General features: G+C 70.3%; 17 protein-coding genes. 8 read left to right on the forward strand and 9 right to left on the reverse strand.

The features are described from left to right. The 3 genes from Q7T52_RS19040 to trxA form a co-directional block, all read left to right on the forward strand. Nucleotides 1-624 (forward strand): hypothetical protein (locus Q7T52_RS19040; RefSeq protein WP_304805129.1); only part of this gene is annotated, 624 nt, incomplete at its 5' end. 121 nt (nt 625-745) lie between these two features. Continuing rightward, entirely contained in the window at nt 746-1744 is a 999-nt protein-coding gene (gene trxB, locus Q7T52_RS19045; RefSeq protein ID WP_304805130.1) for a thioredoxin-disulfide reductase, read from the forward strand. A 58-nt stretch (nt 1745-1802) separates the two neighbouring features. Continuing rightward, complete coding sequence (gene trxA, locus Q7T52_RS19050; protein WP_304805131.1) at nt 1803-2141, forward strand: thioredoxin; 339 nt, start codon at nt 1803-1805, stop codon at nt 2139-2141. A 29-nt stretch (nt 2142-2170) separates the two neighbouring features. Here trxA and Q7T52_RS19055 read toward each other — a convergent pair whose 3' ends face one another. Further along, nucleotides 2171-2839 (reverse strand): GNAT family N-acetyltransferase, encoded by a 669-nt coding sequence (locus tag Q7T52_RS19055; RefSeq protein WP_304805132.1) that lies wholly within the window; start codon nt 2837-2839, stop codon nt 2171-2173. Between the two features lie 45 nt (nt 2840-2884). Here Q7T52_RS19055 and Q7T52_RS19060 point away from each other — a divergent pair, with 45 nt between their 5' ends. Both Q7T52_RS19060 and Q7T52_RS19065 read left to right on the forward strand, forming a co-directional pair. Next, nucleotides 2885-4099 carry a pyridoxal phosphate-dependent aminotransferase gene (locus Q7T52_RS19060; RefSeq protein ID WP_304805133.1) on the forward strand — a complete coding sequence of 405 codons (1215 nt, stop codon included), beginning with the start codon at nt 2885-2887 and terminating at the stop codon, nt 4097-4099. 31 nt (nt 4100-4130) lie between these two features. After that, on the forward strand, nt 4131-4910 hold the full coding sequence (locus Q7T52_RS19065; protein WP_304805134.1) for a 1-acyl-sn-glycerol-3-phosphate acyltransferase: 780 nt from the start codon (nt 4131-4133) through the stop codon (nt 4908-4910). A gap of 44 nt (nt 4911-4954) precedes the next feature. Here Q7T52_RS19065 and Q7T52_RS19070 read toward each other — a convergent pair whose 3' ends face one another. The 8 genes from Q7T52_RS19070 to rpmH form a co-directional block, all read right to left on the reverse strand. Continuing rightward, nucleotides 4955-5938, reverse strand: coding sequence for a ParB/RepB/Spo0J family partition protein (locus Q7T52_RS19070; protein ID WP_304805135.1), 984 nt, complete (start codon nt 5936-5938; stop codon nt 4955-4957). Continuing rightward, complete coding sequence (locus Q7T52_RS19075; protein ID WP_304805136.1) at nt 5938-6924, reverse strand: ParA family protein; 987 nt, start codon at nt 6922-6924, stop codon at nt 5938-5940. Before Q7T52_RS19075 ends, Q7T52_RS19070 begins: the two co-directional genes overlap by 1 nt. Nucleotides 6925-7062: 138 nt before the next feature. Further along, nucleotides 7063-7740, reverse strand: a complete 678-nt coding sequence (gene rsmG, locus Q7T52_RS19080) for a 16S rRNA (guanine(527)-N(7))-methyltransferase RsmG (RefSeq protein WP_304805137.1) — start codon at nt 7738-7740, stop codon at nt 7063-7065. Between the two features lie 76 nt (nt 7741-7816). Further along, complete coding sequence (locus Q7T52_RS19085; protein ID WP_370692345.1) at nt 7817-8425, reverse strand: protein jag; 609 nt, start codon at nt 8423-8425, stop codon at nt 7817-7819. Continuing rightward, complete coding sequence (yidC, locus tag Q7T52_RS19090) at nt 8422-9552, reverse strand: membrane protein insertase YidC (RefSeq protein WP_304805138.1); 1131 nt, start codon at nt 9550-9552, stop codon at nt 8422-8424. The genes Q7T52_RS19085 and yidC overlap by 4 nt, the downstream gene beginning before the upstream one ends. 5 nt (nt 9553-9557) lie before the next feature. Beyond that, entirely contained in the window at nt 9558-9824 is a 267-nt protein-coding gene (gene yidD, locus Q7T52_RS19095) for a membrane protein insertion efficiency factor YidD (protein WP_304805139.1), read from the reverse strand. Then, nucleotides 9821-10195 carry a ribonuclease P protein component gene (gene rnpA / locus Q7T52_RS19100; RefSeq protein ID WP_304805140.1) on the reverse strand — a complete coding sequence of 125 codons (375 nt, stop codon included), beginning with the start codon at nt 10193-10195 and terminating at the stop codon, nt 9821-9823. Before rnpA ends, yidD begins: the two co-directional genes overlap by 4 nt. Before the next feature lie 57 nt (nt 10196-10252). Further along, a complete protein-coding gene (rpmH, locus tag Q7T52_RS19105) occupies nt 10253-10390 on the reverse strand; it encodes a 50S ribosomal protein L34 (protein WP_304805141.1) in 138 nt (45 codons plus the stop codon). 492 nt (nt 10391-10882) lie between these two features. Here rpmH and dnaA point away from each other — a divergent pair, with 492 nt between their 5' ends. The 3 genes from dnaA (at nt 10883) to gnd (ending at nt 14852) form a co-directional block, all read left to right on the forward strand. Continuing rightward, complete coding sequence (gene dnaA / locus Q7T52_RS19110; RefSeq protein WP_304805142.1) at nt 10883-12364, forward strand: chromosomal replication initiator protein DnaA; 1482 nt, start codon at nt 10883-10885, stop codon at nt 12362-12364. Nucleotides 12365-12735: 371 nt separating this feature from the next. After that, the gene (gene dnaN / locus Q7T52_RS19115) at nt 12736-13875 is read left to right on the forward strand and encodes a DNA polymerase III subunit beta (RefSeq protein ID WP_304805143.1); all 1140 of its coding nucleotides are present in this window, start codon (nt 12736-12738) and stop codon (nt 13873-13875) included. A 65-nt stretch (nt 13876-13940) separates the two neighbouring features. Then, the gene (gnd, locus tag Q7T52_RS19120) at nt 13941-14852 is read left to right on the forward strand and encodes a phosphogluconate dehydrogenase (NAD(+)-dependent, decarboxylating) (RefSeq protein WP_304805144.1); all 912 of its coding nucleotides are present in this window, start codon (nt 13941-13943) and stop codon (nt 14850-14852) included. The last annotated feature ends 2 nt before the right edge of the window (nt 14853-14854 follow it).

The raw sequence follows: 14854 nt of genomic DNA on the forward strand, positions 1-14854 counted from the left end.
CTCGCCCAGCTCGCCGCCGAGGGCCCCCGGGCCGTCGACCCGCCCCCGCCGCCTCCCCACCAGGCGGTCGTGGTCGACCTGGCCGCCCGTCGCCGGCGCCGGGTCACCGGCCTGCTCGGGGCGGCCGCCGCGGTCGTCGTGCTCGGGATCGGGGTGTCCCAGGTGGTCGACCTCGGCGAGAGCGCCAGCGACGACTCCGACTCCGCCGGCGCCAGCTCCAGCCAGGCCGATCAACCCGAGGGCGCGGCGGAGGGACGACCCAACGCACCCTCTCTCGCACCCGGGGACGGCCCCGACGAGGGCACCACCGACGACGAGTCCCTGCCCGCCGCCGTGCCCCAGGTCGGCCGCAAGGGCTTCAAGGACTCGGTGACGCGGCTGCGCGGGTCGGAGTCGGTGGCCTCGTCCGAGGGCGTGCCGCTCAACGGTGACCAGCTGACCTCGGAGTCGATGTTCGTGTGCCCCACCAACGACTGGGGCGCCGGCCAGCTGGTCGCGGTCAGCTATCTCGGCGGGCCGGCGGTGCTGGCCTACCGGCCGCCGACCGGAGACACCCAGTCGGTCGAGCTGCTGCAGTGCGGCAGTGGCGCGGTGCTGCGCTCCGTCGTCATCCCCTCCTCCTGACGTCGGACCCGCGTGCGGGCCACCTCGTCGAGGGCGGGCCCGCGGAATGGTCCTCCCCTACGATTCGTTGCAGCGACAGGACCTCATGTCCCCGCCCGCCACCTCGAGGAGACCGCACCGCATGTCCCAGCCTGAGCCCCGCAACGTCATCATCATCGGCTCCGGGCCGACCGGCTACACGGCGGCCGTCTACGCCGCCCGGGCCAGCCTCGAGCCACTCGTCTTCGAGGGCTCGGTGACCGCCGGCGGCGCGCTGATGAACACCACCGAGGTCGAGAACTTCCCGGGTTTCCGCGACGGCATCATGGGCCCGGCCCTCATGGACGAGATGCGCGCACAGGCCGAGCGCTTCGGTGCCGAGCTCGTGCCCGACGACGTCGTGGCCGTCGAGCTCGAGGGCGACGTCAAGGTCGTCCGCACCGCCACCGACACCTACACGGCGCGAGCGGTGATCCTGGCGACGGGCTCCGGCTACCGCAAGCTTGAGCTCCCCAACGAGGACGCGCTCTCCGGACGCGGCGTCTCCTGGTGCGCGACCTGCGACGGCTTCTTCTTCCGCGAGCAGCACATCGCCGTCGTCGGCGGCGGTGACTCCGCGATCGAGGAGGCCACCTTCCTCACCCGGTTCGGGTCCAAGGTCTCGCTCATCGTGCGCCGTGACGAGCTCCGCGCCTCCAAGATCATGCAGGAGCGCGCCTTCGCCGACCCCAAGCTCGAGATCGTGTGGAACTCGGCCGTCGACTCCATCAACGGCGCCGAGAGCCTCGAGTCCGTCACGCTGGTCGACACCGTCACCGGCGACAAGCGCGACCTCGACGCCACCGGCCTCTTCATCGCCATCGGTCACGACCCCCGGTCCGAGCTGTTCAAGGGCCAGGTCGACCTCGACGACAACGGCTATGTGCTCGCGGGCCACCCCGGCACCGCGACCAACCTGCCCGGCGTCTTCGCCGCCGGTGACCTCGTCGACCACATCTACCGCCAGGCGATCACCGCCGCCGGGACCGGCTGTGCCGCGGCCCTCGACGCCGAGCGCTACCTGTCCGAGCTCGACCACGTGGCCAGCACCGGTGCCGAGGCCAAGTCCCGCGCCGACGCCGAGACCGTGCTCGACCTCTGAACCACCGGCCGGGAACACCGGCCGCACCCGGGGCGTTCACCCCACACAACTTCGAGAGATGGGAACATCCGTGGCCAACATCGCAGCCGTCACCGACGCCGAGTTCGAGACCCAGGTCCTGCAGTCCGAGCGTCCGGTGCTCGTCGACTTCTGGGCGGAGTGGTGCGGCCCGTGCCGCCAGGTCGCCCCGATCCTCGACGAGATCGCCACCCAGCACGGCGAGAAGATCAAGTTCCTCAAGATGAACGTCGACGAGAACCCCGTCACGCCGTCGTCCTACCGCGTGACCGGCATCCCGACGATCAACGTCTACCAGGGTGGCGAGGTCGTCCGCAGCATCGTCGGCGCCCGCCCCAAGGCCGCGCTGCTCAAGGAGCTCGAAGAGTTCACCGCGTGACCCAGCTCCACCGCTGACCCGTCGTAGATCTACGACGGGTCAGCTGCTTCTCGGGGGACCGTGCCGTCGCGCAGCGACGGCCGAGGGGCCGGCGTGGGGCGCACCGCGCCGACCAGCCGCTCGATGGCCGCCTCGACCTCGTCCTTCCAGCTGAGCGCGGAGCGCAGGTCCATCCGCATCCGCGGGGTCGTGGGGTGGGCACGGTGCGTGCGGAAGCCCACGTGCGCCAGGAAGTCGACCGACACGACGCACCGACCGCGCGAGCGGGTGTCGCCGAAGGCCTCGACGGCCCGGATGCCGCCGCGCTCGACGAGGTCACGCGCCATGGCCTGGACGAGCATCCGGCCGATGCCGCCGCCGGCGTGCTCCGGGGCGACGTACGCCGCCGTCAGCAGCACCGCGTCCGACGACACCGGCGCCGTCGGGTAGGCGTCGGAGCCGGGGACGAAGGCGGGGGGCGCGTAGACGACGTAGCCGACAGCGACGTCGTCGACGGTCGCCACGCGACCGCACGACCCCCACTCGCGCAGCACCCACGAGAGCCAGGCGTCCTTTTCGGCCGCGGCCTCCTCGGTGGAGCCGAGCCGACCTCGGCGTACGGGGTCGAGCTCCCAGCGCACGCACGAGCGGCACGGCACCCCGCTCTCCCCCAGGGCCGTGAGCCGGTCGGGGGTGAGCCGCACGATCCGGCGGGTCATGAAACCCAAGGGTAGGCGACCCGGTCGACCTGTCAGGATTGTCCGATGCGCCAGATCCGCCAGAGCAAGAAGCTGCACGACGTTCGCTACGACGTACGGGGGCCGATCCTGGTCGAGGCCCAGCGGCTCGAGGCCGAGGGTCACCGCATCCTCAAGCTCAACATCGGCAACCCGGCGCCGTTCGGCTTCGAGGCCCCCGAGGCGATCCTGGCCGACGTCACCCACCACCTGGCCGACTCGCAGGGCTACAGCGACTCGCGCGGGATCTTCTCCGCCCGGACCGCGGTCGCGCAGTACTACCAGCAGCGCGGCCTGCGCGACACCAACGTCGACGACGTCTTCATCGGCAACGGGGTCTCCGAGCTGATCTCGATGGTGCTCCAGGCGTTCCTCGACGACGGCAACGAGATCCTGGTGCCCGCCCCCGACTACCCGCTGTGGACGGGTGCGGTCACCCTCTCGGGAGGCACCCCCGTCCACTACCTGTGCGACGAGGCCAACGGCTGGAACCCCGACCTGGCCGACATCGAGGCCAAGATCACCGAGAACACCCACGGCATCGTCATCATCAACCCCAACAACCCCACGGGGGCGGTCTACAGCAAGGAGGTCGTCGACGGCCTGGTCGACATCGCCCGGCGCCACGACCTCGTGGTCTTCGCCGACGAGATCTACGAGAAGATCATCTTCGACGACGCCGTCCACCACCACGCAGCGGCCTCGGGCGGCGCCGACGTCCTGGTCCTGACCTTCAGCGGCCTGTCCAAGGCCTACCGGGTCTGCGGCTACCGGGCCGGCTGGGTGATGATCTCCGGGCCCCAGGAGGTCGCGACCGACTTCCTCGAGGGCCTGACACTGATCGCCAACATGCGGATGTGCTCCAACGTGCCGGCCCAGCACGCGATCCAGACCGCCCTGGGCGGCTACCAGTCCATCCAGGAGCTGATCGTGCCCGGCGGGCGGTTCTACGAGCAGAGCATGCTCGCCCACCGGCTCCTCAACGAGATCCCCGGCGTGTCGTCGGTCAAGCCGAGCGGGGCGCTCTACTGCTTCCCGCGGCTCGACCCCGAGGTCTACGCCATCGACGACGACGAGGCGTTCGTCATCGACCTCCTGCGGGCCAAGAAGATCCTGGTCACCCACGGGACGGGCTTCAACTGGCCCTCACCCGACCACTTCCGGCTGGTCACGCTGCCCGACGTCGCCATGCTCGAGGAGGCGATCGGCCGGATCGCCGACTTCCTCGCGACCCGGCGCTGACGACGGCGGGATCCGTGGGAGGCTCGCCCTCATGCGTGACATCACCTACCCGCCGATCATCCTGACGGCCAAGGCGGCTTTCCGGCTGCTGGGCCAGACCTTCCAGATGAGCGGCACCGAGCACGTCCCGCGCGACGGCGGGGTGCTGCTGGCCGTCAACCACATCGGCTACGTCGACTTCATCTACGGCGGGCTGGCCGCCAACCCGTCGGGGCGCAAGGTCCGGTTCATGGCGAAGCGCGAGCTGTTCGACCACAAGCTGACCGGCCCGCTGATGCGGTCGCTGCACCACATCGAGGTCGACCGCGGCGCCGGCACCCAGTCCATGCGGACGGCGCTCGACTACCTGAAGGCGGGCGAGGCCGTCGGGATCTTCCCCGAGGCCACCATCTCGCGCTCGTTCGAGCTCAAGGAGTTCAAGAACGGAGCGGTGCGGATCGCGGCCGAGGCCGGAGTGCCGCTGGTCCCGGTCATCCTGTGGGGGACGCAGCGGATGATGACCAAGGGCCAGGACCGTGACTTCTCCCGGGGCAAGACGATCGCCGTCCGGGTCGCCCCCCCGATGTACCCCACCGGGGAGGACCCGGCCGCCGAGACGGCCGCGCTGCACCGCGTCATGACCTCGCTGCTCGACGAGACCATCCGCACCTATCCCACGGACGAGCAGCCACCCGGCTCGTGGTGGCTGCCCGCGTCCTACGGCGGCAGCGCACCGACACCCGAGGAGGCGGAGCAGCTCGACGTCGAGGAGAAGCGGGCCCGAGCGGCGAAGCGAGCCGCCCAGCGTGCGGCACGGCAAAGCGACTCGTAGACATGTCGGTTTAGTGATTTATCGACATATATGCCGTGCTGAGCTCAGACCGGACGGTCGTCCCGGTTGCGCGGGTCCATGATGTCGACAATGCGTCGTAGGTCGTCGAGCGACGCGAACTCCACGGTGACCTTGCCCTTGCGCTGACCCAGCTCGACCCGCACGCGAGTCTCCAACCGGTCCGACAGTCGCTCGGCCAGGTCGGCCAGTCCGGGAGCCGTCGGCTTGCGCCGGACCTGACGCGTCGTCCGGCCGGCCAGCTCACCGTCGGCCACGGCGACGATCTCCTCGAGGCCGCGGACGCTGATGCCCTCGGCGACCACGCGTTGGGCCAACCGGTCCTGCAGGTCGCCGTCGTCGACGGATAGCAGGCTCCGTGCGTGACCGGCCGACAGCACCCCGGCCGCGACCCGGCGCTGGACGGCTGGGCTGAGCTTCATCAGCCGGATGGTGTTGCTGATCTGGGGCCGGGACCGGCCGATGCGCGCGGCGAGCTCCTCGTGGGTGCAGGAGAAGTCCTCGAGGAGCTGGGAGTAGGCCGCCGCCTCCTCGAGCGGGTTGAGCTGGCTGCGGTGGAGGTTCTCCAGGAGAGCGTCGCGGAGCATGTCCACGTCGTCGGTCTGACGGACGATCGCCGGGATGGCGGTCATGCCGGCCTGCTGCGAGGCACGCCACCGCCGCTCCCCCATGATCAGCTCATAGCTGTCCGGACCGACCAGCCGCACGACGACGGGTTGGAGCAGTCCGACCTCCTTGACGGAGTGCACCAGCTCCGCCATCGCCTCCTCGTCGAAGACCTGACGGGGCTGCACCGCGTTGGGCCGGATGTGGTCGATCGGCAGCTCGGCGAAGTAGGCGCCCTCGACGGGGGCCAGCTCGGTGCCGTTGGCGATGACGCTGCCCGGGTCGATCGGAGTCTGGGGCTCGACGCCGGTGGGCTCCGGGCCGGTCGCGACGGATGGCGGCGCCGTCGGGATCAGCGAGCCCAGGCCACGGCCCAGGCCACGTCTCGGGGTCGGCGTGCTCATCAGCGGGCCCCCTTCGTGGCGATCTCGCGGGCGGCCTCGAAGTAGGAGAGCGCACCCGGCGAACCGGGGTCGTAGGTCATCACGGTCTGGCCGTAGGACGGAGCCTCGGACACCCGGACGGAGCGCGGGATGTTGGTGCGCAGCACCTGGTCGCCGAAGTGGCCGCGGACCTCCTCCGCCACGCCGGCCGCCAGCCGGGTGCGGGCGTCGTACATGGTGAGCAGGATGGTGGTCACCGCGAGGTCGGGGTTGAGGTGGGCACGCACCATGTCCACGGTCTCCAGGAGCTGGCCCAGGCCCTCGAGGGCGTAGTACTCGGCCTGGATCGGGATCATCATCTCGTCGCCCGCGACCAGGGCGTTCAGGGTGAGCAGCCCCAGGGAGGGCGGGCAGTCGATGAGGACGTAGTCGAAGCGTTCCTCGACCTCGGCGGCCCTCACGGCGTCGGTGACGACCCAGGGGTGGCCGTGGATCGCCTTGCGCAGTCGGCCCTCGCGGGCAACCACGCTGACGAGCTCGATCTCGGCGCCGGCGAGGTCGATCGTGGCGGGTACGACGAACAGCCCGGGGAGGTCGGGGCTCGCCACGGCGATCTCCTCGAGCGGCCGGCCGTCGACGAGTCCGTCGTAGGTGGAGGGGACGCCGCGCCGGTGCTCGATGCTGAGCGCGGTGGAGGCGTTGCCCTGGGGGTCGAGGTCGATGACGAGCACCCGCTGACCGAGCTGGGCCAGAGCGGCGGCGACGTTGACGGTCGTGGTCGTCTTGCCGACGCCGCCCTTCTGGTTGGCCACCACCATGACGCGCGTCGAGCGCGGGCGCGGCACGGCTCCGGCGCGGCCCGGAGCGGCCTGTGTCTGCCGGGCCAGCAGGCTGTGCTGCGCCGCCCGAGCCAGGGGAGTGGCCTCGGCGTCGTAGGCGTCGTCGAGGGAAGCGAGATCGCCCGCAGTGCGCGGTCCGGCCGGGTTGGATCCCGAGGGGGTGGTCACAGGTCACTCCGTTTCACGTGAAACAAGCAGCATGCCAGTGATGACTGACATGGTCGTTCGGGCTGGGGACAACTCATCCCGATCTGTGGATAACTCCGCTTTCTCAGGCGTGGAGGGCCGGTGGATAACTTCGTGGCCTCATCGCTGGCCCCGACGGCGCGGGGGGCGGGCTGTGGTCCGGCGCTGTGACGGCCACGTTACCGAGGACGGGTCGGACCACGCCACCCGGACCGCGTGCGTGGTCTCGACCAGACGGCCCAAGCCGAGCTCGACCACCTGAGGGGGAGCGCACTGCCACTCCCGCAGCTCCCGGGCGGCGTCCTGCACCTCCGCGCCGACAGACCCGCCCTTGAGAGCCACCATGGCGCCGGTCGGCGCGACCAGGGGCATGCACCAGGTCAGGAGCTGGGCGAAGGACGCAACCGCACGGGAGGTCACCACGTCGAAGCCGGGCCTCAGCTCCTCCGCGCGGTGCAGGTCCTCACCGCGGGCACGGACCACCGACACCCCGCAGAGCCCGAGCTCACGCACGGTCTCCTCGAGGAACGTGGCACGGCGGAGCAGCGGCTCGATCAGGGTGACCGTGACGTCCGGTCGCGCGATGGCCAGGGCCACACCCGGGAGCCCTGCACCGGATCCTACGTCCGCGACGGATGCGCCCTGGGGGACCTGTTCCTCGAGCACCGCCGAGTTGAGCAGGTGGCGCGACCACAACCGCGGTGCTTCCCGTGGACCGATCAGCCCACGGATGACGCCCTGGGTGGCGAGCAGGTCTGCGTACGCCTGCGCCAGCGGCAGCCGATCGACAGGGAACACCCCCCGCGCCTCGTCGGGAGCGGGGGGTGCTGGTGGTGGTGTTTCACGTGAAACGTCCGCCATGGGAGGGCTCGACTCAGTCGGGCAGCACGACGACGTAGCGCCGCGGCTCCACACCCTCGGACTCGGAGGTCAGGTCGGCGGCGGCGACCGCATCGTGGACCACCTTGCGCTCGAACGGCGTCATCGGATCCAGCGACTGCGGCTCACCCGTCTCGCGGGCCCTGGCGATCGTCTCGTTGGCGAGCTCGACCAGCTTGGTGCGACGCTCGGCTCGGAATCCGGAGATGTCGAGCATCAGCCGTGACCGGTCGCCCGTCTCGCGGTAGACCGCCAGCCTCGTCAGCTCCTGCAGCGCCTCGAGCACCTCACCGTTGCGGCCGACCAGCTGCTGAAGGTCGGCCCCGACGATCGAGACGGCGGCACGGTCACCCTCGACGTCCATGTCCAGGTCGCCGTCGAGATCGGCGATGTCGAGCAGCTCCTCGAGGTAGTCGGCTGCGATGTCGCCCTCCTGCTCGAGCTGGGCCAGGCGCCCCGTGGGACGACCCTCGCTCACCTCGCCACCCTCGGGACCCGGGTCGCTCTGCTCCGAGCTCCCGTCCGTCTGCTCGGTGCTCTCGTCGCTCCGGTCGAGCTCGGGATCCACCACGTCCGTCTGGTTGACGTCTGCGTCAGCACTCATCGGCCGCCTCCTTGCTTCTTCTTGGTCAGGTTGGGGTTCTTGGGTTGGCCACCGGACTGCCCGTTCTTGGGCGTCGACGGGGCCGGCGCGCCAGAGCTCCCACCCGCGGAGCCCACGGACCCAGTGCCCCCGGAACCGGACGGTCGCTGGCTGGCCGGGCGCTGACCGGCCTGTCGCTGCGCCTTGGTCTGGCGCTTGGGCTGCTGGCGGGTGGCGGGGCGCCGGTCGGCCTCGGGCTCGGTCTCGACGGCGACCGAGCCGGGCTCGTCGCCCTTGTCGAGCTTGCCCTTGGCGCGGTCGCGCTCGACCTTGGCCTTGTAGGCCAGCGTGCCGGGCGCCGGGTTGTTGCGGATGACGTAGAACTGCTGGCCCATGGTCCACAGGTTGGAGGTGGTCCAGTAGAAGAGGACACCGACCGGGAAGGCCACGCCGCTGATGCCGAAGACGAGCGGCAGCACGTAGAGCAGGATCTTCTGCTGCTGGGCGTAGGGGCCGGTCAGCGCGTCGGCCGGCATGTTCTTGCTCATCAGCTGGCGCTGAGTCGTGAAGGTGGTCGCCGTCATGGCGATCACCAGGATCACGGCCACGACCATCACGGTCACGTCGGGGTTGGGGCCCCAGGTACGAGCCTCCCAGAACGACTCCGAGATCGGGATCTTGCCGAAGATCTTGGACTCGGCGAAGTCGGTCGCGCGCGCGTCGGTCAGGAACCCGCGGCCCGACTGGTTCTTGGCCGCCTGGTCGAGGATGCGGAACAGCGCGAAGAAGATCGGCATCTGCAGCAGCAGCGGCAGACAGGACGCGAACGGGTTGGTGCCCGCGTCCTTGTAGAGCTTCATCGTCTCCTCGCCCAGCTTCTGCCGGTCGTGGCCGTACTTCTTCTGCAGCTCCTTGACCTTGGGCTGGATCAGCTGCATGTTGCGCTGCGACTTGATCTGCTTGACGAACAGCGGGATCAGCAGGATCCGGATGACCAGGGTCAGGCCGATGATCGAGAGGGCCCAGGACAGGCCGCCCTCGGGATCGAGGAACAGGCTCAGCACCTCGTGCCAGCCGAGCATGATGCCCGAGATGGCGTAGAAGAGCGGCTGCATGATGAAGCTGCCGATGTCGGAGAAGAAACCCACGAGACTCAAGCTCCTTGCTTGGAGACGGGCTGGGCGATCGCAGCAGGGCGACGGACCTTGGGAGGTGGGACCTTGTCGACGCCGCCCGGCGCCCACGGGTGACAGCGTGCCAGGCGGCGCACGGCGAGCCACGAACCCTTGATGCTGCCGTGCACCTGCACGGCCTCCAGCGCATAGGCCGAGCACGACGGGTAGTAGCGGCAGACCTCACCGTAGAGCGGGCTGATCAACAACCGGTAGAGCTTGAGCAGGCCGATCAGGAGGTACTTCACGCCGGTGCTCCGCGCTGGCCGGCCACGGTCGTCAGGCAGGAGTCGAGGTCGCGCCCCAGGCGGGCCCAGGAGCTCGCGGCCGAGGCCGGGAGCGCGCGGATCACGAGCACCGACCCGACGGGGATCGAGGACAGTCGCGCCGAGACGAGGTGGCGCAGGCGTCGCTGGACCCGGTTGCGGACGACGGAGCCGCCGACCGCCTTGCTGACGACGAAGCCGATCCGTGCCGGCGCGGCGCGGCCCGTCTCGTCGGCCGCCGAGTCGGCGGCGACCAGGTGCAGCACCATCGTCCGACTCGAGGCGCGCCGACCCCGCCGCGTCGCCTCACGGAAGGAGGCGGCGTCGGTGACGCGGTGTGCTGCAGGCAGCACGACCGGGACCGGACGGCCCGCGACGGGCGCAGAGCCTGGGTGCCTGAGCCGGGTGGCTCAGACGGCCAGGCTCTTGCGGCCCTTGCGGCGGCGGTCGGCGAGGATCGCGCGGCCGGCGCGGGTGCGCATGCGGAGGCGGAACCCGTGCACCTTGTGACGGCGACGGTTGTTCGGCTGGTAGGTGCGCTTGCTCACGGTATTCCTTCGTTGGTCGGTCCCGCACTCAGCAGCGCAGGTGTCGTACAGTCGTGGTCTCGGCGACGCGTGCCTGCCGGCTGCTCGCATCCCGGGCCAGGCCCAGGATGGCGTGCCAGCAGCACCGGTCGACGCCTTGTGACCAACTAACGGTACGCGCTGCCCGGAGACAGGGTCAAACCGCCGCGTCCACCCGTCGGGCACACCGTGTCCTGCCTGTGGATGACGGGTTGCTCGGCTCCGCGCGGGCGGGTTACGTTTCGCGCCATCGGGCTTCACCACGTTCCCCGCCCGGCGACGACTCGGCGTGCCGTGACCCCGGTCACAGGCTCGTCACGACCGCTCTGACCTGCGCAAACGTCGTTCGTCGGGGTCTGGGGCGGCTCCCCCGTCGCCTTCCTCCACAGCCCGGTCGCCGGGTTCACACCCTGTGGACAAAGCTGTGGAACAGTTCGCCCGGGAACTACGACAGATGAAGCGGAGCACCCCACTGTGGATGACAACGGACGATCCGACGCCGACCGGTCCGACCCCCAGGACCCTCCGCCGCTCGACCTCGACGAGGCCTGGCCGGCGGTCGTCGCCGAGCTCCAGCCGCACCAGCAGGCCTGGTTGCGGCAGAGCCAGCCCGTCCACCTCCACGAGACGACCGCCATCGTCGCGGTGCCCGACGACTTCACCCGCTCCCAGCTCGAGGGGCGCCTGCGCAACCAGCTCGAGGAAGCGCTGACCGAACGTTTCGGGCACGACATCCGGATCGCTGTCACCGTCAACCCTGAGCTCGGCGACGTCATCCCCGACGACATCTCGAGCATTGTCGACGAGTCGCCGAGTCTCTCTGTCGACAAACCGGCTCACGTCGAGCACTTCACCGACCTGCCCAGCGGCCCCCGCGACCGGAGCGAGGCGGCCCACGAGCAGACCAAGTCGGCGCTCGAGACGCGCCTCAACCCGAAGTACACCTTCGAGACCTTCGTCATCGGCTCGTCCAACCGCTTCCCGCACGCCGCCGCGGTGGCGGTGGCCGAGGCGCCGGGCAAGGCCTACAACCCGCTCCTCGTCTACGGGGACTCCGGTCTCGGCAAGACGCACCTGCTCCACGCCATCGGCCACTACGTCCGCAGCCTCTACACCGGGGCCAAGGTCCGCTACGTGTCGAGCGAGGAGTTCACCAACGAGTTCATCAACGCGATCCGGGACGACCGCCAGGACCGGTTCAAGCGTCGCTACCGCGAGGTCGACGTCCTGCTCATCGACGACATCCAGTTCCTCGAGGGCAAGACGCAGACCCAGGAGGAGTTCTTCCACACCTTCAACACCCTCCACAACGCCAACAAGCAGATCGTGCTGACCTCCGACCGCGCGCCCAAGCGGCTCGAGGCGCTCGAGGACCGGCTCCGCAACCGGTTCGAGTGGGGCCTCATCACCGACGTCCAGCCGCCCGACCTCGAGACCCGCATCGCGATCCTGCGCAAGAAGGCCGCGATGGACCGCCTCACGGCCCCGCCCGACGTGCTCGAGTTCATCGCCTCCAAGATCCAGACCAACATCCGCGAGCTCGAGGGTGCGCTGATCCGGGTCACCGCCTTCGCCAACCTCAACCGCCAGGAGGTCGACATGACCCTGGCCGAGATCGTGCTCAAGGACCTGATCCCCGAGGGTGGCGAGCCCGAGATCACCGCGTCGCTGATCATCGCCCAGACCGCGGCCTACTTCGGGCTCTCGATCGAGGAGCTCACCGGACCCAGCCGCGGCCGGCACCTGGTGATCGCCCGCCAGATCGCCATGTACCTCTGCCGCGAGCTCACCGACCTCTCGCTGCCCAAGATCGGGGCCCAGTTCGGCAACCGCGACCACACGACGGTCATGTACGCCGAGCGCAAGATCAACCAACTGCTCGGCGAACGACGCGCCGTCTTCAACCAGGTCAGCGAGCTCACCAACCGGGTCAAGATGCAGGCCCGCCAGTCCTGACCCGCGGCCGTCACGCGACCGGCGGCGCCCTGTGGAACCGGACCGCTCGGCGGTACGAACTACACGGGGAGGATCTGGGGAGGACGCGGGACCCGTCCACCACCGGTCCGCCCCGTTCCACAGGCGGCGCACGGCGACGACACCGTCATCCACAGGGCCTGTGCACGACGATCGAGCGCAGCGACCTGCACGAATGCCGTTCATCCACAGATCCCACAGCTGCTACGACTACGACGAACCTCCAGACATCACATCCTCGGCCGAACTCCATCCGGGCCTCCCCCTGTGGACGACCCCCCTCCCGTGGCAGGATGCGAACCCGCCAGACCCCGCACCTGCCCGTCCACCCAGCCACCTCGAAGGACACCCTCGTGAAGTTCCGTGTCGACCGCGACGTCCTCGCTGATGCCGTCGCCTGGGCTGCCCGCAGCCTGCCGGTCCGGCCGAGCGCCCCGGTGCTCGCCGGTCTCCTCATCGAGGCCAGTGACGACGGACTGGTGCTCTCGACGTTCGACTACGAGACCTCCGCCCGCGCGACCCTGACCGCCGAGGTCCACGACGAGGGCCGCGCCCTGGTCAGCGGCCGGCTCCTGGCCGACATCTGCCGCAGCCTCCCGGCCAAACCGGTCGAGATGGTGATCGACGGCTCGCGGGTCTCGCTGACCTGTGGTTCGGCGCGATTCAGCCTGCAGACGATGCCGGTCGAGGACTACCCGACCATCCCGCAGATGCCCCAGGCCACCGGCACCGTCCAGAGCGACGTCTTCGCCCACGCCGTCGCCCAGGCCGTCACGGCCGCCGGCCGCGACGACATGCTGCCGGTGCTGACCGGCGTACGCCTCGAGATCGACGGCTCCACGATCTCGCTCCTGGCCACCGACCGCTTCCGGCTCTCGCAGCGCGAGCTGGGCTGGGAGCCCGGCACAGCCGACGTCTCGGTCGCCGCGCTCGTGCCGGCCAAGGTGCTCGGAGACACCGCCAAGTCGCTCACCTCCGGCAGCGAGGTCACCATCGCGCTCTCCACCGGTGGCACCGGTGAGGGCCTCATCGGCTTCGAGGGCGTCGGGCCGGGCGGCGTGCGCCGCACGACCACCCGGCTGCTCGACGGCGAGTTCCCCAAGGTCCGGAGCCTGTTCCCGGCCGACAAGCTCACCACCGCCCGGGTCGACAAGGTCGCGCTGATCGAGTCGGTCAAGCGTGTCGCCCTCGTCGCCGAGCGCAACACCGCCGTGCAGCTGCAGTTCAGCGACGGCGTCCTCACGCTCGACGCCGGGTCCGGCGACGAGGCCCAGGCGTCGGAGTCGATCCAGGCGACGATCGAGGGCGACGACATCACCACCGGCTTCAACCCGCAGTTCCTGCTCGACGGTCTCACCGCCATCGACCAGCCCGTGGTCGAGCTCGCGTTCACGCAGGCGTCCAAGCCGGTCGTGCTCAGCGGCATCTCCGAGGGCGACGACGTCGACTCCGGGTTCCGCTACCTCCTCATGCCGCGTCGCCTGCTGTCCTAGCCGTCCCGGCTGCACCCGTACCCCGCACCGCCGCCCACCGACCACCTCACCGCCTGGAGGCAGCCATGCACATCGGACTCGTCGGACTCGGCAAGATGGGCGGCAACATGCGTACGCGCATGCGCGACGCCGGTCTCACCGTCGTCGGCTACGACCGCAACCCCGACCTCGCCGACGTCGACAGCCTCGCGGCCCTCGTGGAGGCGCTGCCGGCCGACGGTCCCCGCGTCGTGTGGGTGATGGTGCCCGCGGGCGAGCCCACCCGGGCCACCATCGCCGAGCTGGGCGACCTGCTGCGCGAGGGAGACCTCGTCGTCGACGGGGGCAACTCCAAGTACACCGACGACCAGGCCAACGCCGAGATGCTCGGCAAGAGCGGCATCGGCTTCGTCGACTGCGGCGTCTCCGGTGGTGTGTGGGGCCTCGAGAACGGCTACGCGCTGATGTACGGCGGCTCCGACGCCGACGTCGCCAAGGTCCAGCCGGCCCTCGACGCGCTCAAGCCCGAGGACGGCGGGTCCGTCCACGCCGGGTCGAAGCCGGGCGCCGGCCACTTCGCCAAGATGGTCCACAACGGCATCGAGTACGCGATGATGCAGGCATACGCCGAGGGCTGGGAGCTGCTCGAGACCGTCGACGTCGTCGAGAACGTCCCGGCCGTCTTCGACTCCTGGCGCACCGGCACCGTGATCCGCTCGTGGCTGCTCGACCTGCTCGTCGCCGCCGTCGACGAGGACGAGCACCTCGACAAGCTCCGCGGCTACGCCGAGGACTCCGGCGAGGGCCGCTGGACCGTCGAGGCCGCGATCGACAACGCCGTGCCGATGCACGTGATCGCGGCGTCGCTGTTCGCCCGGTTCACCTCGCGCCAGGACGACAGCCCCGCCATGAAGGCGGTGGCCGCCATGCGAAACCAGTTCGGCGGTCACGCGGTCAGGACCGCGCCGCCCGCCGGGGGCGACGCCAACCCGGAGTAGCG

It is taken from the genome of Nocardioides sp., assembly GCF_030655615.1.
Lineage (GTDB): Bacteria > Actinomycetota > Actinomycetes > Propionibacteriales > Nocardioidaceae > Nocardioides.